This window comes from Tautonia plasticadhaerens (assembly GCF_007752535.1).
Classification (GTDB): Bacteria; Planctomycetota; Planctomycetia; order Isosphaerales; family Isosphaeraceae; genus Tautonia; species Tautonia plasticadhaerens.
The window spans coordinates 1,527,923-1,547,655 of sequence record NZ_CP036426.1 but is presented as its reverse complement, the minus strand read 5'-3'; the positions used below and the strand labels follow the sequence as shown (position 1 = coordinate 1,547,655).

10 protein-coding genes are annotated in these 19,733 nt (G+C 71.1%); 4 read left to right on the top strand and 6 right to left on the bottom strand.

Annotated features, from left to right (window positions below):
• The first annotated feature begins 211 nt into the window (after nt 1–211).
• A complete protein-coding gene (locus ElP_RS05960) occupies nt 212–1,651 on the top strand; it encodes a sigma-54-dependent transcriptional regulator (RefSeq protein ID WP_145267748.1) in 1,440 nt (479 codons plus the stop codon).
• Between the two features lie 50 nt (nt 1,652–1,701).
• Here the strand turns inward: ElP_RS05960 and ElP_RS05955 are convergent, their stop codons facing one another.
• From ElP_RS05955 to ElP_RS05935, 5 genes are all read right to left on the bottom strand, one after another.
• Nucleotides 1,702–3,015: a hypothetical protein gene (locus ElP_RS05955; protein ID WP_145267747.1), complete on the bottom strand. Its 1,314-nt coding sequence runs from the start codon at nt 3,013–3,015 to the stop codon at nt 1,702–1,704.
• A gap of 157 nt (nt 3,016–3,172) precedes the next feature.
• Nucleotides 3,173–3,904 carry a ThuA domain-containing protein gene (locus tag ElP_RS05950; RefSeq protein ID WP_145267746.1) on the bottom strand — a complete coding sequence of 244 codons (732 nt, stop codon included), beginning with the start codon at nt 3,902–3,904 and terminating at the stop codon, nt 3,173–3,175.
• A gap of 168 nt (nt 3,905–4,072) precedes the next feature.
• Entirely contained in the window at nt 4,073–5,722 is a 1,650-nt protein-coding gene (locus ElP_RS05945) for a cyanophycinase (RefSeq protein WP_145267745.1), read from the bottom strand.
• Between the two features lie 37 nt (nt 5,723–5,759).
• The gene (locus ElP_RS05940) at nt 5,760–7,178 is read right to left on the bottom strand and encodes a DUF1501 domain-containing protein (protein ID WP_145267744.1); all 1,419 of its coding nucleotides are present in this window, start codon (nt 7,176–7,178) and stop codon (nt 5,760–5,762) included.
• A 6-nt stretch (nt 7,179–7,184) separates the two neighbouring features.
• Nucleotides 7,185–9,713 (bottom strand): PSD1 and planctomycete cytochrome C domain-containing protein, encoded by a 2,529-nt coding sequence (locus tag ElP_RS05935; protein WP_145267743.1) that lies wholly within the window; start codon nt 9,711–9,713, stop codon nt 7,185–7,187.
• Between the two features lie 434 nt (nt 9,714–10,147).
• On the opposite strand from ElP_RS05935, the gene ElP_RS05930 reads away from it, so the two are divergent.
• From ElP_RS05930 to ElP_RS05920, 3 genes are all read left to right on the top strand, one after another.
• Complete coding sequence (locus ElP_RS05930; RefSeq protein ID WP_145267742.1) at nt 10,148–10,969, top strand: FkbM family methyltransferase; 822 nt, start codon at nt 10,148–10,150, stop codon at nt 10,967–10,969.
• Nucleotides 10,970–11,995: 1,026 nt separating this feature from the next.
• On the top strand, nt 11,996–15,445 hold the full coding sequence (locus ElP_RS05925) for a pyruvate carboxylase (RefSeq protein ID WP_145267741.1): 3,450 nt from the start codon (nt 11,996–11,998) through the stop codon (nt 15,443–15,445).
• Between the two features lie 41 nt (nt 15,446–15,486).
• On the top strand, nt 15,487–16,260 hold the full coding sequence (locus ElP_RS05920) for a biotin--[acetyl-CoA-carboxylase] ligase (protein WP_145267740.1): 774 nt from the start codon (nt 15,487–15,489) through the stop codon (nt 16,258–16,260).
• A gap of 101 nt (nt 16,261–16,361) precedes the next feature.
• Here the strand turns inward: ElP_RS05920 and secD are convergent, their stop codons facing one another.
• The gene (secD, locus tag ElP_RS05915; protein ID WP_145267739.1) at nt 16,362–19,625 is read right to left on the bottom strand and encodes a protein translocase subunit SecD; all 3,264 of its coding nucleotides are present in this window, start codon (nt 19,623–19,625) and stop codon (nt 16,362–16,364) included.
• Between the last annotated feature and the right edge of the window lie 108 nt (nt 19,626–19,733).

Sequence of the window (19,733 nt, the reverse complement as noted above, 5' to 3'; positions counted from 1 at the left end):
GGCCGGGCCGAGGCCCCCGCCCCGACCCCGACTCCCCCGCATCGCCGACCGACGATGCACCCGTTGAGAGCCCCATGAGGACCGGGACGACCAGGAGCTTCGGGCCGAGGCCACGCCGTTTCCGGCCGCCGCTGCCCGTCGGGGGCCGACTCCGAATGGAATCGGATTCCCACCACCCGGCCCCGGCCCGCCCGGCAAGGAGTGCCCACCGATGAAGAGCCGTATCCTGGTCGTCGATGACGAGGATTTGACCCGAGAATACTTGACGCTACTGCTCGACCGGGAAGACCACGAGGTCGAAGCGGTCGCCACCGCGGCCGAGGCGCTGGAGATCGCCCGGTCCCGGCCGATCCACCTGATGATCACGGATCTGTACATGCCCGGCACCGGGGGCATGGACCTGCTCTCGCACGTCCGGGCCGAACGGCTCCCCTTCGGCGTGATCGTCGTCACCGGCTACGGCGACCCCCAGGTCGCCCTGGCGGCGATGAAGGCCGGGGCCGACGACTTCGTCTCCAAGCCCTTCGAGCCCGACCGCCTGCTCCTGCTGGTCGAGCGGACGTTGAAGCGGCGTCGCCTGAAGGACGAGCTGGAGCACCTCCGTCGGCAGATGCGGGAGGACTACAGCTTCCACAACATGGTCTCCAAGAACGACCGGATGCGCCAGGTCTTCGACCTGATCGAGCAGGTCGGCCCGCTTGGCTCGACCGTCCTGATCCACGGCGAGACCGGCACCGGCAAGGAGCTTATCGCCCAGGCGATCCACGCCGCCAGCACCCGACGGGAGGGGAAGTGGGTGCCCGTGAACTGCGCGGCGCTCAGCGACTCGCTGCTGGAATCCGAGCTGTTCGGCCACGAGAAGGGGGCCTTCACCGGGGCCGATCGCCGCCGGATCGGCCGCTTCGAGGCCGCCGACGGCGGAACGCTCTTCCTCGACGAGATCGGCGACATCAGCGCGGCCATGCAGGCCAAGCTTCTCCGGGTGTTGCAGTCCGGCCGCTTCGAGCGGGTCGGCGGCACGGAGACGGTCGGGGTCGACGTCCGGATCGTCGCCGCCAGCAACCGCCGGCTCGACGAGCTGGTCCGCCAGGGGGCCTTCCGCTCGGACCTCTACTACCGGCTCCGGGTCGTCCCGATCGAGCTGCCGCCGCTGCGCGATCGTCGGGAGGACATCCCGCTGCTGGCCCTGCACTTCCTCAACAAGCTGGCCGGCCGGAGCACGCCCCCGGTCACCGAGATCGACCCCGAGGCGATGCACGCCCTGTACTCGCACGACTGGCCGGGCAACATCCGGGAGCTGGAGAACGCGATCAAGGCCGCCGTCGCCCTGGCCGACGGCACCATGATCCACCGCGCCAACCTGCCCCCCCACGTCGCCCCCCGCCCCGACTCGCCGTCCTCCGGCGACCGCCGACCGGCCGACTCCCCCCTGGACCTCGACCGACCCCTGCCCGACGTCACCGAGGCGGCCATCAGCCAGGTCGAGCGCGACTATTTCTCCGAGCTGCTTGCGATGTACAAGGGGAACGTCGCCCGATGCGCCCGGCACAGCGGGCTCTCGCGACGCTGTGTGACCCAGAAGCTCCAGAAATACGGCCTCGACCGCATGCAATTCAAGGAAGGGTCGGCGACGACCGCCCTCGAGGATTGAGCGGGGCGGCCGGGCGGGACGCCATCCCCGCCCGACCCGACCCGAACCGCTCAGGGCAACGGCACGTCGGTGAACTCGAATTCGAGGGGGATGGTCGCCACCGCCCCCGGGGTCTCGTACACGAGCTGGTAGTCGGACGGCTCGCCCGGGGCGTCGACGAACAGATATTCGAAGGCCATCGCATTGTCCGAGGCGCCCAGCTGGTTGAACCCGCCGTTGTGCTCGAATCGGGAGCCGTCGGGCCGCTGGAGCCAGATCCGGTTGTTGAAGAGCCCCTGGCGATAGGACTCGAACGCCTCGGATCCCCCCTCGTACTCGATCCCCACGTCGACCTTCCAGACGAACCCGTCGACCTCGACGTCGCCGACCGCGATCGAGACGGGCCCCCGCTCCTCCTTGGCGTCCGCCCCGGCCAGGTCCAGCCGGAAGACCTGGTTGGCCGCCGGGACCGTGACGGTCGCCCGGACCTTCAGGCGACCCAGCTTCTGGGCCGACCGATCGGGAGCGGTCATGTTCAGGTTCATCTCGGCCGCCGGGTTCTCGGGGCGGAGGACCACGGTGCCGGACTCCTCCGTGACCGTCGGCTCGACCGCCTCCCCCCGGTCGTCGACGATCTCCACGTCGGAGACGTCCAGGGTCAGCAGCATCGGCCGAAGCCGGGGCTCCCAGACGAGGACCATCTGGGCGTTGGCCGACCGCGTCCCTGTGGCCAGGTCGTGCTGCGAGGCGACCTGGTTGAGCGTCACCCGGAACGGGCCGGTATAGACCGTCGGGGCCTCGCCCCCCTCCTCGGCCATCTCCTCACCCATCGCCCCGCCGGCGAGCAGGCCGATCGTCTCGTCCCCGGTGAAGAAGGCGGTGGTCAGCCCCGCCTGGGCGGCCACCCGGTCGAGCGCCTCCAGGAAGGGCATCTCCTCGAGTTGCAGGTCCAGCGCCGGGTTGGTCGCGTCCTGGCCGTACAGTTCCCGGAGGTCGGAGATGCGATTGCCCGACTGCCGTTGCAGCTCCTGGAGCACCTCGGAGAGCCGGATCCCCTCGCCGACGATCGTCACCAGCGAGGCGCCGAGGTTCTTCTCGCTCGCCCCGCCCTCCAGCGACGCCCGGATCCGGGAGAGTCGTTCCCGCAGGTCGTCGCCGGAGTCCTCGTCGGCCTCGGGCAGGAGCGGGAGGATCCGGGCCCCCAACTTGACCAGCGCCTCCTCGGCCTGGTCGCGTTCGTCCCCGTCCTCGGACTCCAGCCGGTCGACCAGCTGGGCCACCCGATCCCTCAACGCCGCGCTGATCTCCTGGGCGGGGGCCCCGTCCCCCATCGCCCCGAGGGCCGCCAGGCCGATCGCCCACCGACGGATCCAGGTCAAGCTCATCGCCGTGTCCCCCTTCGAAGCCGGGGCCCGATCGGGGCGGACCCGCGCCCATCCGGGCCGCCCACCCCGGGCGGGGCGATTGGCGGTCGGACCACTCCGAAGTTTATCGGATCGCCCCGGGCGACTCCAGCGTCCGCATCCCGGGGCCGATGGCGGGTCACCGGGGGGCCGGTTCCCCGCGGGCGGCCCAGAAGAGGGCGTCCGCCAGCATCGCGAGGAACGCCTCCTCCTCGAAGTCGGCCTGGTGGCCGAGGGAGGTGTAGAAGACCCGGCCGCCGTCGCGTTCCCTCGTCCAGCAGAGCGGCTCCCGGCCTTCGGGGGAGGTGCCGACGAGCAGGACCCGGCAGTCCCCCGCCAGCGGAGACACCTCGTACAGGCTCGCCCGGGAGGTGTAGGGCCGGAACCCGTCGAGTGCGGGGTGGCCCTCGGCCCCTTCGGCGAGGGCGACCTCGGTCGTCAGCTCATTCTTGTAGTGGCCGTGGTAATTGCCCCCGAAGATCTCCGGATCCATCTCCAGCCAGTTCTGGAAGCCGTGGCTCGCCGTCCGGACGCCGACGATCGGCCGACCGGAGGTGGCATAGGCCTTGACCCGACGGAGCTGATCGCCGTCGATCGTCAGCCGTCGGGTGAAGAACAGGGCCACGTCGCACTCGTCGAGCGTCTCGAGCCCGGGCAGGTCGTCGACCGCCTCGGCCTGGATCAGGGTGCATTGCGCGGGATAGTTCGCCTCGACGAACCGGGAGAAGGTGGTGAGTGACGCCTCCGAGTCGTACTCCCAGGACCCGGAGACCAGGCACACCTTCAGCGGCTCCTCGGCCGTCCCGGGGTGTGCGACCCCGGCCCCGGCGGCCAGCGTCGCGAGCAGGGCGATCGAGCACAGGTCCATCATTCGTCTCCTCCTCGGGGATTCGTCCGGGCCCGATCGCCCATCATCGCCCCCGGCCGCCCCGAATCAATCCCCGAGCGGACCGACTCACCTCCGGGGCCGCGGACGTGCCGGGTCCGATCGAGTCGGGCGATCCCGTAAGGTCCGGGGGGCACCGGGCCCCTCGCCCGATCACGGCCCCCCCGCGGCCTCGCCCGGATCGACCCGGACGCGACGAGCCAGGTCGAAGCGCCCCCCGGGCCCGATCGTCTCGAAGTCTCGACCCCCCGGCGCATGCGCCCGGGACCCGTCGAAGACGTGGACGTTCCCCCCACCGACGACCTCCCCCACGCTCCCCCGGACGACCAGCGCCGTCCCCTCGTCGATGCCGATCCCGAGCACCTGGGGGAACCGGTCGACCACCGCCGAGAGGTCCCCGAACCGGTCCCGCTGCGCGAAGTGCTGGTCGATCGCCACGCCGGGCAGGAAGGCGAAGCCGCGTTCATACCCGTCGGCCATCATGTCGGCATTCCCCAGCGGATTGCCCCGGACGAGGTACTCCCCCTGGATCGTCGCCCCGGCCGAGCTGCCGCCGATCACCCCGCCGCGCCGGAGCACGTCCCGGAACAGCTCGACGACCCCGGTCCCCTCGTAGGCGTCGACGAACCGCCACTGCCGTCCGCCGCCGAACCAGACGCCGGTGGCCCGACGGAGCATCGCCACCTGCTCGGGCGTCTCGACCTCCCCTGGATCTCGGCCGTACAGCACGCCGACCGACCGCACCCCCTGCTCCTCGAACATCCCGACGCCGGGCACCCGGCCCGAATCCTCGGGGATCCGCCCCTCGGCGGCCGTCGGGACGATCACGATTCGGGCCTCGGCGCCCCCCGCCAGCGCGACGAACCGGCGGACCACCTCGTCGGGGAGCCCGCCGCCCCCGACGATCACCAGCGATCCACCCTCCACCCGAGGGGGGCCCATGGTCTGGGGCGGGAATTCCTCGCCGGCGCGGTCCCGGGCAGCCCTGCGGAGGGCGGTCAGGTCGGCGGCGTCCCCGGCCCGGAGGACCGTCTCCTCCTCTGGGCGGGATCCGGAGGCGGGCAGCAGCAGCGTCACGGTCGATTCGCCGACCACCGTGAGGTCGCGCCCCCGGACCACCAACGCCGTACTCTCGTCCACCCCCACCCCGAACTTGCCCGGGTTCGCCCGCAACACACCCTGGAGCCGGGGCATCCGATCCCGGGCGACGAAGTGCTGGTCGATGACCGCGTCCGGGAGCAGGTCGAACCCCTCCCCCGTGGTCGCCTCCGGGTTCCCCCCCGTGATCATCAATCGGGACTGGATGGCCGCGCCGGCCGACGTGCCGCCGACGACGCCCCCCCGCCCGAGCACGTCGGTCACCGCCCGCTCGACCCCGGTCCCGAGGTACGCCTCCGAAATCCGGGACTGGTCCCCCCCGCCGAACCAGACGGCGGTCGCGTCCTCGAGCGGCGCCGAGAACGCCGGGTCGTCCGCAACCGCGCGGTCCCTCGTGTGCAGGACCACGACGCGGTCGAACCCGCGACCCTGCCACAGGTCGATCCATTCCTGTTCATCCCCCGGCTCGTCGGCGGAGGCGCTGGCCGTGGGGATGACGACCAGCCTCGCCTCCTCCCCGGCGAGGCGGCGGAAGGCACTCGAGACCTCCTCCGGGATGCGGCCCCCCCCGACGACGACCAGCGCCCCCCGGATCCCCCCCGGGTCGATCCGGGCGGGGGGCGACTGGAGGGCCGACGACGGCGAGGCCGCCAGCAACGGCAGGGCGCACAGCAGGATCGATCGGGCGGCGATGGCTCGATTCACGTTCGTCCGTTCTCTCGGGTTGAGATTGAGGGGAGCGTCAGGCCAGGAGCTTCGAGGCCACCACGCCCCCCACGTCGGTCAGGCGGAAGTCGCGTCCCTGGTAGGGGTAGGTCAGCCGGGCGTGATCGAGGCCGAGCAGGTGGAGGATCGTGGCGTGGAAGTCGTTCACGTGCATCGGGTCCTCGACGGCGTGATAGCCGAGGTCGTCGGTCCGGCCGTAGGTCGTCCCCCCCCGGATCCCCCCCCCGGCCATCCAGGCGCAGAAGGCGTCCTTGTGGTGGTCCCGACCCGCCTTCTCGCCGCCGTCCCCCTGGAGCATCGGCGTGCGGCCGAACTCGCCGGACCAGACCACGAGCGTCTCGTCGAGCAGCCCCCGCCGCTTCAGGTCGAGCACCAGCGCGGCGCTCGCCCGGTCGACCTGGCGGGCCTTCCTCGGCAGGGCGTGGAACAGGTTGCCGTGGTGGTCCCAGTCGGCATCGTAGATCTGCACGAACCGGACCCCGCGCTCGACCAGCCTCCGGGCCATCAGGCAGTGGTCGGCGAAGCTCGCCCCCCCCGGCGTCGAGCCGTAGAACCGGTGGACGTGTTCCGGCTCCGAGGACAGGTCGACCAGTTCCGGCACCGAGGCCTGCATCCGGAACGCCATCTCGTACTGCGAGATTCGGGTGGCGATCTCCGGGTCGCCGACCGTGTCGTACTGCTGCTCGTTCAGCTCCCGGATGCCGTCGAGGATCGCCCGGCGATCTTCCCGGTCCATGCCCGGCGGATTCGAGAGGAACAGCACCGGATCCCCCCCGTCCCGGAATTCGACCCCCTGGTGCACCGTGGGCAGGAACCCGCTGCCCCAGAGGCTGCTGCCGGCACCGGCGAGCTTGCCGGTGAGCATCACCACGAAGCTCGGCAGATCGTCCCCCTCGGTGCCGAGGCCGTAGCTGACCCAGGACCCCAGGCTCGGCCGGCCGAACCGGCCGAAGCCGGTCTGGAGGAACAGTTGCGCGGGGCCATGGTTGAATTCCTCGGTCCTCAGCGTCTTGATGATCGCCAGGTCGTCGGCCACCGTCCCCAGGTTCGGCAGCAACTCCGACAGCTCGATCCCCGACTCGCCGTGCCGGTCGAACCGGAACCGGGTGCCGAGCAGCTTCGGATGCCCCCTCAGGAACGCGAATCGCTGCCCCTCCAGCAGCGACGCCGGGCACGGCTCGCCGTCGTACGCGACCAGGGTCGGTTTCGGCTCGAACAGGTCGAGGTGGCTCGGCGCGCCGACCATGTGCAGGAAGATGACGTGCTTCGCACGAGGCGGCAAGTGGGTCGGCCTCGGTGACAGGGCCCCCCCCGCCAGGGCCGAACTGTCCCGGCCGAGCAGCTCGCCCAGCGCGATCGCCCCCAGGCCGACGCCCGAGCGTCGGAACACCTCCCGGCGGGTCATCCCGAGGCGATCGGCCGAGATCGGCTCCATGCGCGGTCATCCCCTGGTGATCATCTCGTCCAGATTCAGCAGCACGTTCGCCACCCCGAACCAGGCAGCCCATTCGACCACGTCGATCCCCCCGTCGGCGCCCGGCCCGATCAGCCGGCAGGCCGACTCCCGGTCATCGGCATAGCGGTCGAACAGGCGGAGGTAGACGCGCCCGATCGCCTCCAGTTCGCCCGGGGTCGGTTCCCGGGCCAGGCAGAGGCGGAAGGCGTGGATCAGCCTCCCCCGGAGGTCGTCCCCCGGCCGTTCCGCGAGCACCCGGGCGGCCAGGGCCCGGCCGATCTCGACGTAGGCCGGGTCGTTCAGGAGCGTCAACGCCTGGAGCGGCGTATTGGTCCTCGACCGCTGCACCAGGCATTGCGAGCGGTCGGTCGCGTCGAAGGCGACGAAGGAGGGATAGGGGGCGCTCCTCCTCCAGACGGTGTAAATCCCCCGGCGATGGCGATCGGGCCCCGTGCTCGCCTCGTAGGTGTTGTCGACCACGCCGGTCACCCGCCAGATGCCCTCCGGCTGCGGCGGATACGAGGGCGGCGCCCCCATGACCCCGGAGAGCAGGCCCGAGGCGGCCAACGCATTGTCGCGGATCGCCTCCGCGTCGAGCCGGAACCGGGCCCCGCGCGCATACAGGGCGTTTTCCGGGTCACGTTCGAGCAGCTCGGGCGTGACCCGGGACGATTGCCGGTACGTGCTCGACGTCACGATCAGCCGGTGCATGTGCTTGGTCGACCACCCCCGCTCGACGAACTCGACGGCCAGCCAGTCCAGCAACTCCGGATGCGTCGGCGGGGCCCCTTGCGTGCCGAAGTCCTCGGGGGTCGTCACCAGGCCCCGGCCGAAGAACGCCATCCACCAGCGATTCACCGTCACCCGGCCGATCAGCGGGTTGCCCCGGTCGACGAGCCAACGGGCCAGGCCGAGCCGATTGCCCGGCGCCCCGTCGGGCATCGGGTGCAGCACCGCGGGGACCCCGGGACGGACCTCAGGGCCGGGGTCGAGGAAATCCCCCCGCTTCATGACGAAGGTCGATCGCGGCTCCTCCAGCTCCACCATCACCAGCGACCGGGGCGGCCTGAGTTTCTCCAGCCGATCCTCGAGTTCCCGGAGCGCCTCCCGGGCCGCCTCCATCTCGGGATGGACGGAGAGCAGGTGCCCCTCGATCTCCTCCCGCTGCGCCCCGGTTCGGCTCGATTCGGGGACGTCGAGGATGGTCCGGATCGACTCGGACAGTCCGGCCAGGCGATCGGGGTCGGCGCGAACCTCGTCCTCCCAGGATCGGCGATCGGCCCGGATCCGATCGGCCAGCGACTCCATCCCCACGGTCCGGCGCCCCCGGGCCTCGGCGAGTTCCGCGCGGCGGGCCTCCAGGTCGGCCGGAAGGGGGAGTTCCAGGCTCGGCCCGATGAAGTCGATCGCGGCGGTCTCCCCCTCTCCCCGGAACATCGTCTCCATGGGGGAGTTGTTGAAATAAGCGAAGAATTGATAATACTCGCGCTGGGTGATCGGATCATATTTGTGGTTGTGGCACTGGGCGCAGGCGATCGTCGACCCCAGCCAGGCGGTGGCGACCGTGTTCACCCGGTCCGCCACGCCGTCGACCCGGTTCTCCTCCTGGTCGACCCCCGCCTCGACGTTCACCGTGTTGCCCCGGTTGAAGCCGGTGGCGACCCGCTGGTCGATCGTCGCGCCGGGCCTCAGGTCCCCGGCGACCTGGTCGACGGTGAATTCGTCGAAGGGCTGGTCCCGGTTGAGCGCCCGGATCACCCAGTCCCGGTACGGCCAGGCGTCCCGGAACCCGTCGCGCTGGAAGCCATTCGAGTCGGCGAATCGGGCGAGGTCGAGCCAGGGCGTCGCCCAGCGCTCGCCGTACCGGGGGGAGGCGAGCAGGCGGTCGACCAGCCGCCCGTAGGCCCCGTGACGGTCGTCGGCGAGGTAGGCATCGACTTCCCCCGGCGTCGGCGGCAGCCCGGTCAGGTCGAGCGTGAGCCGCCGGATCAGGGTCGCGCGGTCGGCCTCGGGGGACGGCCGCAACCCCTCCCCCTCCAGCCGGTCGAGGACGAACCGGTCGATCGCGTTGCGACACCAGGACGGGTCGTCGACCCCCGGGAGATCGGGCCGGACGGGAGGCTCGTACGACCAGTGGGCCCGGCCCGCCCCCCCGGACTCGGGCCAGGGCGCCCCCCGGGCGATCCAGTCGCGGAGCCGGTCGACCTCGCCGGGTTCCAGCCGGGCCCCGCCCGGCGGCATGCGGTCCAGTTCGTCGGCGGAGTCCACCCGGGCGATCAGTTCACTCCCCCCCGGATCGCCGGGGACGATCGCCGAGGCCCCCGAGTCGGTCGGCAGCAGGGCGTCCCGTCGGGAGGTCAGCAGCAGGCCGCCCTTGCGTTGCTCGGGGCCGTGGCAGGACACGCAACGGGCCTCGAAGATCGGCCGGATGTCGCGGTCGAAGTCAATCGGCCCGTCGGCCCCGGGAGTCGGGGACGCGACCAGGGCCATCAGCAATGCCAGTCGACAGCTCATCAGCGATCGGCTCCCGATCCGCCCGAGGCCCCGCCCGACGGCCCCTGCCGGCCCGCCCTCGACCGCATTCGACCCTAACGGACGCTGTCCCGACGGGCAACGGGCCGGCCGACCCGGCGAGGCCCCATCCCGACGCCAGCCGGCATTGACCCGATTCCCGGCCCGGGGCATGATTGGCCCGGATCGACGCACCCCGTCGGCCGACCCGGGCGCGGCCCGCCCCCGGTCGGCCCGATCCCCCTCGGACGGACCCGATCGACCGCGATCCCAGGGAGGGCGACCGCGATGCCGGACCGGACGCGACGCCGCCCCCGATCGCGGCCGGGCCGCCCCGGGGCCCCCCGGGGGTGCCTCGACCTCCCCCCCCGGCGGGACGGGGCCGACGCCCCGAGGCCGATCCCCCCCGCCCCCGACCGATCCGGAGCCCCCCCACGATGCCGGTGATCTCCTACGCCCAGAACGGCGAGGACATCCTCCTCCGCCGCGTCTTCCGGGGGCAAGCCGAGGGCTTCTACATCGACGTCGGCGCCAGCGACCCGTTCGAGAACTCCATCACCAAGCTCTTCTCCCTCGACGGCTGGAGGGGCGTGAACGTCGAGCCCGTCCCCGCCATGTTCGAGCGGCTGAGGGCCGACCGGCCGGGCGACGTGAACCTCAACGTGGGCGTCTCCGACGAGGCCGGGACGCTCCGGCTCTACGCCATGCCGGGGCTGGAGTCGTACACCTCGATCCCCGAGATCCTCACCGGCTACTTCCAAGCCGACCCCGACGCGATCACCGCCCACGACGTCCCGGTCGTCACCCTCCGGGAGATCTGCGAGCGGCACGCCGCCGATCGGCCGATCGACTTCCTCAAGATCGACGTCGACGGCCACGAGCTGCCCGTCATCTCGGGAGGCGACTGGTCCCGCTTCCGCCCCCGGGTGGTGCTGGTGGAGGACCACGGCACCCACCTCTGGGAGCCCCTGCTCCTGGCCGCCGACTACCACCTCGCCACCTTCGACGGCGTGAACCGCTTCTACGTCCGGGCCGAGGAACCCGACCTCATCCCCCGCTTCTCCCCCCTGCCCAACTTCACCGACGACTACATCCCCTACCGCTTTCAGCGCCAGATCGACCACTACCGGGACCTGCTCGGCGAGGCCGCCACGATCGGCCCGACCGCGATCAAGGTCGCCCGCCGCCTCAAGACGCTCGCGAACCGGCACCCCGCCCTCACCCGGATCGTCCGGGGGACGCTCCGGATCGATCGCTGATCCGGGCGAGGATCGGCCCCGGGCGCCCGCCCCCCCCTCCCTCCCGGCCCGGGCTGGGCCGATCGGGCTCCGGGCGGCTCGTTCGGATTGGGTGATTAAAATCGGCACGTCTCACGATCCTATAGGGGACGGGCCGTCGTCCCCGGCCCCGCCGCCGTTCGCTGCGCGGAGCCTCAGATGTGCCGTCCCCCCCGATTCGCCCCCGAGCCGCACGCGTGCCGACCGGCCCGGTCCCCATGGCCGGCCGATGCGTACCCCGCCGTCCCCCGCAGCTCCCACGAGGAATCGGGCCCGGGGTCGCAGGCCGGTGTCCCCCGGCGGACCGGTGCGCCGCGGCGGAGCGAACCCATTTGGATTGCCGGATCTCGCACAATAGAGATCGGTTACGTCGAATTCATCGGATCCGGATTTGGCGCACCGCTCGCGTCCGGGTCCCGCACCGACCGCCGCCGGCTCCCCGGATCGACCTCCCCGCCCCGGTTGTCGATCGGGCGACCCGTGCCGACCCGGGGCATCCCGAGCGGGCCCCGGTGCGCCGCGCGGAGCGAACCCATTTCGATTTCCGCAATTCTCAACCGGAAAATCACTTGCGCCGATTCGGTCGACCCCAGATCCGGCGCACCGGACGCGTACTGGTCGCCGACCGGCGGCGAGTCGCCATCGGCATTTCGGCCCGGATCCCCCGGACGCCCGGCGGGATTGGCGGCCCGGTCGATTCGCCTCAGCCCCGGTGCGCCGCGCGGAGCGAACCCATATCATTCGACGCAACCCGTTTCGACAGAAAAGATTATGCGGTCGACGAGCCCCCTCACATCGGCGCACCGACCGCATCCCGGCCCCGGGACCGCCCGGGGGGCGTCGGGGAAAGGTCCGTTTCGGGATGATGGCCCGGGTCGGGGGGAGGCTGACGCCCCCCGATCCCCAGCCGTCGCGGCGTCTTCTCGCCCCGGGCACCGGCTTGGGGTAGGATAGGGCCGTTTTTCGAAGACGGATCCGCAGACCGGCCCCCTCGCCCGAGACCGCCCGATGCCCGAGTTCCGAAAGCTGCTGGTCGCCAACCGAGGCGAGATCGCCATCCGGGTCTTCCGATCGGCCCACGAGCTGGGGCTGCGGACCGTGGCGATCTACTCCCACGAAGACCGGTTCGCCATGCACCGGCTCAAGGCCGACGAGGCGTACCGCGTCGGCAAGCAGGGGGAGCCGATCCGCAGCTACCTCGGCATCGAGAACATCATCGAGCTGGCCGTCGACAAGCAGGTGGACGCCATCCACCCCGGGTACGGCTTCCTGAGCGAGAACGCGGCCTTCGCCCGGGCCTGCCGGGAGGCCGGGATCACCTGGGTCGGCCCCCGCCCCGAGCTGCTCGACATGCTCGGCGACAAGGTGGCGGCCCGGAAGCTCGCCGTCGAGGCCGGGGTCCCCGTCCTGGGCGGCACCGCCGAGCCGGTCGAGCCCGGCGAGGGGGCGAGGGCGAAGGCCGAGGAGATGGGCTACCCGGTCATCGTCAAGGCCTCGATGGGAGGCGGCGGCCGGGGGATGCGGGTCGTCGAGTCACCAGAGAAGCTCGACGACGCCCTCGACCAGGCCCGCCGGGAGGCCCAGACCGCCTTCGGCTGCCCCGACGTCTTCCTGGAGAAGTTCATCACCCAGGCCAAGCACATCGAGGTCCAGCTCCTGGGCGACCAGCACGGCAACCTCGTCCACCTCTACGAGCGGGACTGCTCCGTCCAGCGCCGGCACCAGAAGATCATCGAGATCGCCCCCGCCGCCAGCCTCGACCCGGGACTCCGCCGGGCGATCTGCGACGCCGCGATCAAACTCGGGTCCCATTGCCGGTACGACAACGCCGGGACCGTCGAGTTCCTGGTCGACGCCGAGTCGGGCCGCTTCTACTTCATCGAGGTGAACCCCCGGATCCAGGTCGAGCACACCGTGACCGAGATGATCACGGGGATCGACCTGATCAAGAGCCAGATCCTGATCGCCTCGGGCACCCCGCTCTCCGACCCCGAGATCGGCCTTCCGGACCAGTCGAGCGTCCAGGTCAACGGCCACGCCTTCCAGTGCCGGATCACCACCGAGGACCCCGAGAACAACTTCACCCCCGACTACGGCCGGATCACCCACTACCGCTCGCCAGGCGGCATGGGCCTGCGGCTCGACAGCGGCACGGCGATTACCGGGGCGATCGTCACCCCCTTTTACGACTCGATGCTCGTGAAGGTCAGCGCCCAGGGCCGTCGGTTCATCGACGCGGTGAACCGGATGAAGCGGGCGCTCGACGAGTTCCGGGTACGGGGGGTGAAGACGAACATACCCTTCCTGCTCAACGTCATCGACCACCCCGACTTCGCCGCGGGCCGCTGCACGACCCGGTTCATCGACCAGACCCCCGACCTGTTCCGCTTCCCCAAGCGGCTCGACCGCGCCTCCCGGCTGCTCGGCTTCGCGGCCGACGTCGCCGTGAACGGGTTCCCCGGCGTCACCCGGCCGCCCGGCTACGTCCCCCCCCCCGAGCCCGAGCCCCCGGCCTCCCCGCACGGGTCGCCGATCCCCGAGGGATCGCGGGATCGCCTCAAGCAGCTCGGGCCCGAGAAGTTCGCCTCCTGGGTCCGCGAGCAGACGCAGCTGCTGCTGACCGACACGACCTTCCGGGACGCGCACCAGTCGCTGCTCGCCACCCGGATGCGGACCCGGGAGATGCTCCGGGTGGCCGAGTCGTACGCCCGGCTCTGCCCCGAGCTGTTCTCCATCGAGATGTGGGGCGGCGCCACCTTCGACACCTCGATGCGGTTCCTCAAGGAGGATCCCTGGGAACGCCTCTCTCGGCTCCGGGAGGCGATCCCGAACATCCTCTTCCAGATGCTCCTGCGCGGCTCCAACGCCGTCGGCTACACCAGCTACCCCGACAACGTCGTCCGGGCGTTCGTGAAGGAGGCCGCCGACGCCGGCATCGACCTGTTCCGGGTCTTCGACTCGCTGAACTGGGTGCCCAACATGGAGGTCTCCATCGAGGCCATCCGGGAGTCGGGCGCCCTCTGCGAGGCCGCCATCTGCTACACCGGCGACATCCTCGACCCGGGTCGGACGAAGTACGACCTGAAGTATTACGTCTCGATGGCCAGGGAGCTGGAGAAGCGGGGCGCCAACCTCATCGCCATCAAGGACATGGCCGGGCTCTGCAAGCCCTACGCGGCCGAGCGGCTGGTCAAGGCGCTGCGCGAGGAGGTCGGCCTGCCGATCCACTTCCACACCCACGACATCGGCGGCGCCCAGGCCGCCAGCGTGCTGAAGGGGGCCGAGGTGGGGCTGGACGTCGCCGACGGCGCGGTCGCCTCGATGTCGGCCCTCACCTCGCAGCCGAGCCTCAACGCCCTCGTGGAGTCCCTGCGGTTCACTCCCAGGGAGACCGGCCTCGATCCCGCCCGGCTGATCGAGATGAGCCGGTACTGGGAGGCGGCCCGGTCGCTCTACTCGCCCTTCGAGACGGGCCAGAAGGCGCCCTCGGCGGAGGTCTATGCTTACGAGATGCCCGGGGGGCAGTACACGAACCTCTACCAGCAGGCCAAGGCGCTGGGCCTGGACGACCGCTGGCCCGAGGTCTGCGCGATGTACGCCCAAGTCAACCTGATGTTCGGCGACATCGTGAAGGTGACCCCGTCGTCGAAGGTCGTCGGCGACATGGCCCTGTTCATGGTCGCCAACAACCTGGCCCCGGACGACGTGCTGGACGAGTCCCGGGAGCTGGCCTTCCCCGAGAGCGTGGTCGAATTCGTCGAGGGGAGGCTCGGCCAGCCCCCCGGCGGCTTCCCCCCCGCCTTGCAGGCCCGGATCCTCAAGGGCCGCCCGGCCTTGACCGACCGCCCCGGCAAGGATCTCCCCCCGGCCGACCTCGACGCCGCCCGGGCCAAGGCCGCCGAGTTGCTCGGCCACGAGGCGACGCCGAGGGACGCGCTCAGCCTGCTGCTCTACCCCCGGGTCTTCCCCGACCTGGCCTCGCACCTCCGGTCGTTCTCCGACACGTCGGTGCTCCCGACCACGGTCTTCTTCTTCGGCCCCGAGGTCGGCAGCGAGCACCCCATCGAGATCGAGCCGGGCAAGACGCTGATCGTCAAGCTGCTGGCGATCGGCGAGCCGCACGTCGACGGCACCCGCACCGCCTTCTTCGAGCTCAACGGCCAGCCCCGGGAGGTGATCGTCGCCGACCGCTCGCTCGCCTCCGCGGTCAAGCAGGCCCCGAAGGCCGACCCCGGCGACCCGAATCAGGTCGCCTCCCCCCTGCCCGGCCTGGTCGTGGGCGTGGCCGTCTCTCCCGGCGACCCCGTCCGCAAGGGCCAGAAGCTGCTCTCGATCGAGGCGATGAAGATGGAGACGACCCTCTACGCCGAGCGCCCCGGGCGGGTCGCCGAGGTGCTCGCCGCCGTCGGCCTCCAGGTCCAGACCGGCGACCTGCTGGTCCGGATGACCGACGCCTGACCCGGACGACCGACCCGCACCGTCGAGGCCCATCGTCCCCCATGCCGAACCCCTGGCCCGTGCTGAGGCTTGACGAGGTCGAATCCACCAACGACCTCGCCCGGTCGCTCGCCCTCTCGACCGACGACCCGCCGTCCCCCCCGCTGGTCCTCCGGGCCGACCGGCAGACCCGGGGGCGGGGGCGGGGGTCGAACGCCTGGTGGTCGGATCCCGGCAGCCTGACCTTCAGCGTCCTGCTCGACCCGATCGCCCTCGGCCTGGAGGACCGCCACACCCCGCTCTCCTCGCTGGCGACGGCCGTCGCCGTGGTCGAGGCCGTCCGCCCCCGGATCTCCCGGGGATCGGCGCAGATCCGCTGGCCGAACGACGTGGAAGTCGACGGCCGCAAGGTGGCCGGGATCCTCCCCGAGCGGGTCAACGGCCCGGCCGGCCCGATGCTTATCATCGGCATCGGCCTGAACGTCCGGACCCGGCTCAACGACGCCCCCGGGGACGTCCGCCGCATGGCCGCCTCGCTCGCCGAGTTCGCCGAGTTCGCCGACCACGAGCCCTCGCCCGACGAGCAGGAGGCCATCTTCACCGACCTCCTTGACGCCCTCTCCCGGTCGCTCGACCTTCTCTCCCGGGACGACCCGGGGCTCGCCGGGCGATGGGCCGGGCTGGACCAGCTCCTCGGCCGTCCCGTCCGGGTCGACCTGGGCTCGGAGGTCGTCTCGGGGATCGGCGCGGGGATCGGCCCGGACGGCGGGCTCCGGGTCGAAAAACCGAGCGGCGTCCGGATCCTTTACGGGGGGCGCGTCCTCCGGGATGGCTGACGTCCGGGCGGGGGAGCCGCCCAACAACGACGACGGCCGATGCGGCCCCGGGGGGCGCATCGGCCGTCGATCTTCCTTCGTTCATCGCCGCGGCCCGGGGATCACCGGCTGGTCGCCAGTGCCCCGGCGTCCTTCTTCGAGGGCTTGCCGATCCACTCGATGAGGATCGGTGCCGCGATGAAGATGGTGCTGTAGGTGCCGCTGATGAAGCCGATCACCAGGCAGAACGAGAAGCCGGAGAGCCCCTCGCCGCCGAAGAGCCAGAAGATCATCACCACCATCCAGGTGGTCAGCGAGGTGAGGATCGTCCGGCTGAGCGTCACGTTGATCGCCTCGTTCACCAGCCGGGGCGTCAGGTTCGGGGACTTGCCCCGGAGCTCCCGGATGCGGTCGAAGATGACGATCGTGTCGTTGACCGAGAAGCCGATGAGCGTCAGGAAGGCGGCGATCATCGGCAGGTCGATCTTGTACCCGGCCAGGGCCACCGCACCCAGGGCGATGAGCACGTCGTGGATCAGGGCGATGACCGCCGCCACGCCGTAGGCGATCGACTGGAAGCGGAACCAGAGGTAGCCGATGATGATGAGCCAACTGGCCACGATCGCCACGATCGCCTTCTGCCGGGTCTCCCCCGCGACGACGCTGCCGAAGTTCTCCAGCCGCTCGAACAGGAAGTCCCTGTCCTCCCTCAGCTCCGTCCCGAGCAAGGCGAGGTAAGGCTGGACCCGGTCCCCGGCCAGCGAGGTCGAGAGCACCAGCGTCTCGCCGGCCTGGTCGACGTCGTTCGGCGGGGCGTCGGGGTTGGCCACCCGGAACTGGGAGCGGGGGCTCGCCACCGGCGGGTCGGCCGAGGCGAGGATCTGGGCGAAGGCGTCGGCGATCCGGGATGGGGGCTGGGGCAGGTTGAAGGTCAGCCGGTAACGGTTGCCCTCCAGGCCCGTTGGGTCGGCGTCCGGGTCGGCGTCGGGCTCGGCGGGGATCGGCTCGGCGGAAATCAGCTCGACCCGCACGAGGCTCTCGGAGAACGCCTCGAGGACCTTCTCCTGCACGACGTCCGGCGACTGCTCCGTGGTCCGGATGTTGTACCTCGGGGCCTCTCCCCGCTCCTCCTCCCCGGAGACCGTCAGGCTCTCGACGGTGACGTTGGGCAGGACGGCACCGGCCGTGTCCCGGACCGTCGAGATCCGGGCCGCGGGGGTCTGGCCCCCCAGCTCCTCGTCGTCGAGCCGGACGGTCACGAGCGAACCGCCGGTGAAGTCGATGTTGTACATCGACCCCTGCTGTTCGGTGCCTCCCCGGCTGAAGAAGATCGACAGGCCCAGCGCGATCACCAGGGCGGAGCCGACCATGCAGTACCGCCTCGGCCCGACGAAGTCGATGTTCGTCCGGTTCAGCAGCCGGAGCATCGTCAGCCGCTTGATCCACCCCTTCTGATAGGCCAGCTCGAAGATCGTCCGGGAGACGAAGACGGCCGTGAACAGGTTCCAGAGCAGGCCGATGATCGTCACCAGGGCGAAGCCCTTGACCTCCTCCGTGCCGACCGACCAGAGGACGATCCCCGTGAGCACGGTGGTGAGGTTCGAGTCGAGGATCGTCGACCACGCCTTGCCGAATCCGTTGCGGATCTGCTGCCCGAGCGGCGCGCCCCGGTCCCGCTCCTCCCTCATGCGCTCGTAAATGAGCACATTTGCGTCGACGGCCATGCCGATCGTCAGGGCCAGGCCCGCCAGCCCGGGGAGGGTGATCGAGCTGCCGGTCAGGGCCATCGAGGCCAGCAGCAGCACCATGTTCAGCAAGAGGGCGATCACCGACACCACGCCGGCGAACTGGTAGTAGACGATCATGAAGATCGGCACCAGCGCCAGGGCCACCGTGATGGCGAAGACCCCCTTGCGGATCGTGTCCTCGCCCAGCGTGGGGCCGATCGTCTCCTCCTGCAAGGGCGGGGTCTGCAACGCGACCGGCAGGCTGCCGGCCCGGAGGATGTCGATCAGGTAGTTGACCTCCTCGGCGGCCTGACCGCCCTGGCCCCCGACCGTGATGATGCCCCGGTCGGAGATGCGATCGTTGATCCGGGGGGCCGACATGATCTCGCCGTCGAGGATGATGGCGAGGTTGTAGAAGAAGGCCCCTTCCTGCCGGGGGCGGTAGCGGCCGGTCAGGCTGCCGAAGCGTCGGGCGCCGATGCTGTCGAGGTCGAAGCCGACGGCCGGGCGCATCTGCTCGTCGGACTGCGGGTAGACCCGCTCCAGCATGTCGCCGGTGACGTCCTGAGTGTCCCGGGGGACCTCGTAGAGCACGAAGTACTCGGTCGTGCCCGGCTGGCTCGGCACCCGGACTCCCCGGACGACGGCGTCCCCGGCGGCCTCGGGGCTGATGGAGGCGCCGTCGCCTCCCATCGCGATGCTGCTCGGGTTGTAGGCGATCCGGTACGAGGACACCACGTCGAGCCCGTGGTCCCGGGTCAGCGTCAGGGTGTCGGCGGTGTTGGAGGCGACCTCGCCCGTCACTCGGGCCGCCTCGCCGTCCCTGACCCCTTCGAGGAGGACCGGGAGGCCCTCGTAGCGATTGGTGGACCACTCCCGGATCGGGTCGGTGATCTCGGCGGGACCGGAGGCGTAGTCGACCCGGACCCCGGTGACCGCGCCTGCGTCGACCCCGAGGGGGCGATCGAGGTAGAGGGTGTCCTCGGTATTCCGGTCGATCGTGGCCTCGATCGCGGCCCCTTCGGCGCTTTCCAGCACGGCCGTCAGGCCCCGGAATCGGTTGGGGGGCCATCCGGCCTCGGCGACGGTGATCGAGCGGGCGCCGATCGAGGTCGGCGCCCCGGCCTCGGCCCGGGTCGCCTCGACGACCTCGCCGAGCTTGGCCCAGCGGAACGCCTCCTGGCCGCCGGCGGTGGGGCCGACCTCGGGGAGGCTTTCGACAATCGGCTGGAAGTCCCGGCTGGTGGGGGCCAGGCGGTTGAGGTAGGCCGGGAAGTCGGAGGCCCGGTTGGTCGAGGCGAGGATCCGGAAGGCGAGCGAGCCCTCCTCGGTGAGCTTGCGCTTCACCTCCTCGGCCTGGTTGGCCATCTCCTCGGGCATGATGATCTCGACGCGATCCTGGCCGACGCTGCGGATCGTGATGTCGAAGACGCCCTCGGGGTTGATCCGGCGCTTGAGCGCCGAGACCAGTTCGTCGAGGTCGACGCGCTCGCCGGCCTGCTGCTCGACCTGATAGACCAGGATCGTGCCGCCGGAGAGGTCGATGCCCAGCTTCAGCGGCCGTTCGTCGCTCAGGCCGACCTGCTGGGAGAAGAGGACGAGCAGGCCGAGGACGGCCGCCAGCCCGATGAGGATCAGTCTCGGGGTCAGGTTCTTCATGTCAGGTCCTTCGAGGCCGCGCGACGAGCCGGGGAAGCGTCCCTAGCCGGGTCGGGCAGGGGCGGCCCGGCCCCATCCCGATCCCGTTCGATCGCGAAGCGAGATCAC

What these genes read in the sequence shown, in the direction of transcription:
- ElP_RS05955 (WP_145267747.1), bottom strand. Translation starts at nt 3,015, where the DNA reads ATGAGCTTGACCTGGATCCGTCGGTGGGCGATCGGCCTGGCGGCCCTC.
- ElP_RS05950 (WP_145267746.1), bottom strand. Translation starts at nt 3,904, where the DNA reads ATGATGGACCTGTGCTCGATCGCCCTGCTCGCGACGCTGGCCGCCGGG.
- ElP_RS05920 (WP_145267740.1), top strand. Translation starts at nt 15,487, where the DNA reads ATGCCGAACCCCTGGCCCGTGCTGAGGCTTGACGAGGTCGAATCCACC.
- ElP_RS05935 (WP_145267743.1), bottom strand. Translation starts at nt 9,713, where the DNA reads ATGAGCTGTCGACTGGCATTGCTGATGGCCCTGGTCGCGTCCCCGACT.
- secD (WP_145267739.1), bottom strand. Translation starts at nt 19,625, where the DNA reads ATGAAGAACCTGACCCCGAGACTGATCCTCATCGGGCTGGCGGCCGTC.
- ElP_RS05960 (WP_145267748.1), top strand. Translation starts at nt 212, where the DNA reads ATGAAGAGCCGTATCCTGGTCGTCGATGACGAGGATTTGACCCGAGAA.
- ElP_RS05940 (WP_145267744.1), bottom strand. Translation starts at nt 7,178, where the DNA reads ATGGAGCCGATCTCGGCCGATCGCCTCGGGATGACCCGCCGGGAGGTG.
- ElP_RS05925 (WP_145267741.1), top strand. Translation starts at nt 11,996, where the DNA reads ATGCCCGAGTTCCGAAAGCTGCTGGTCGCCAACCGAGGCGAGATCGCC.
- ElP_RS05930 (WP_145267742.1), top strand. Translation starts at nt 10,148, where the DNA reads ATGCCGGTGATCTCCTACGCCCAGAACGGCGAGGACATCCTCCTCCGC.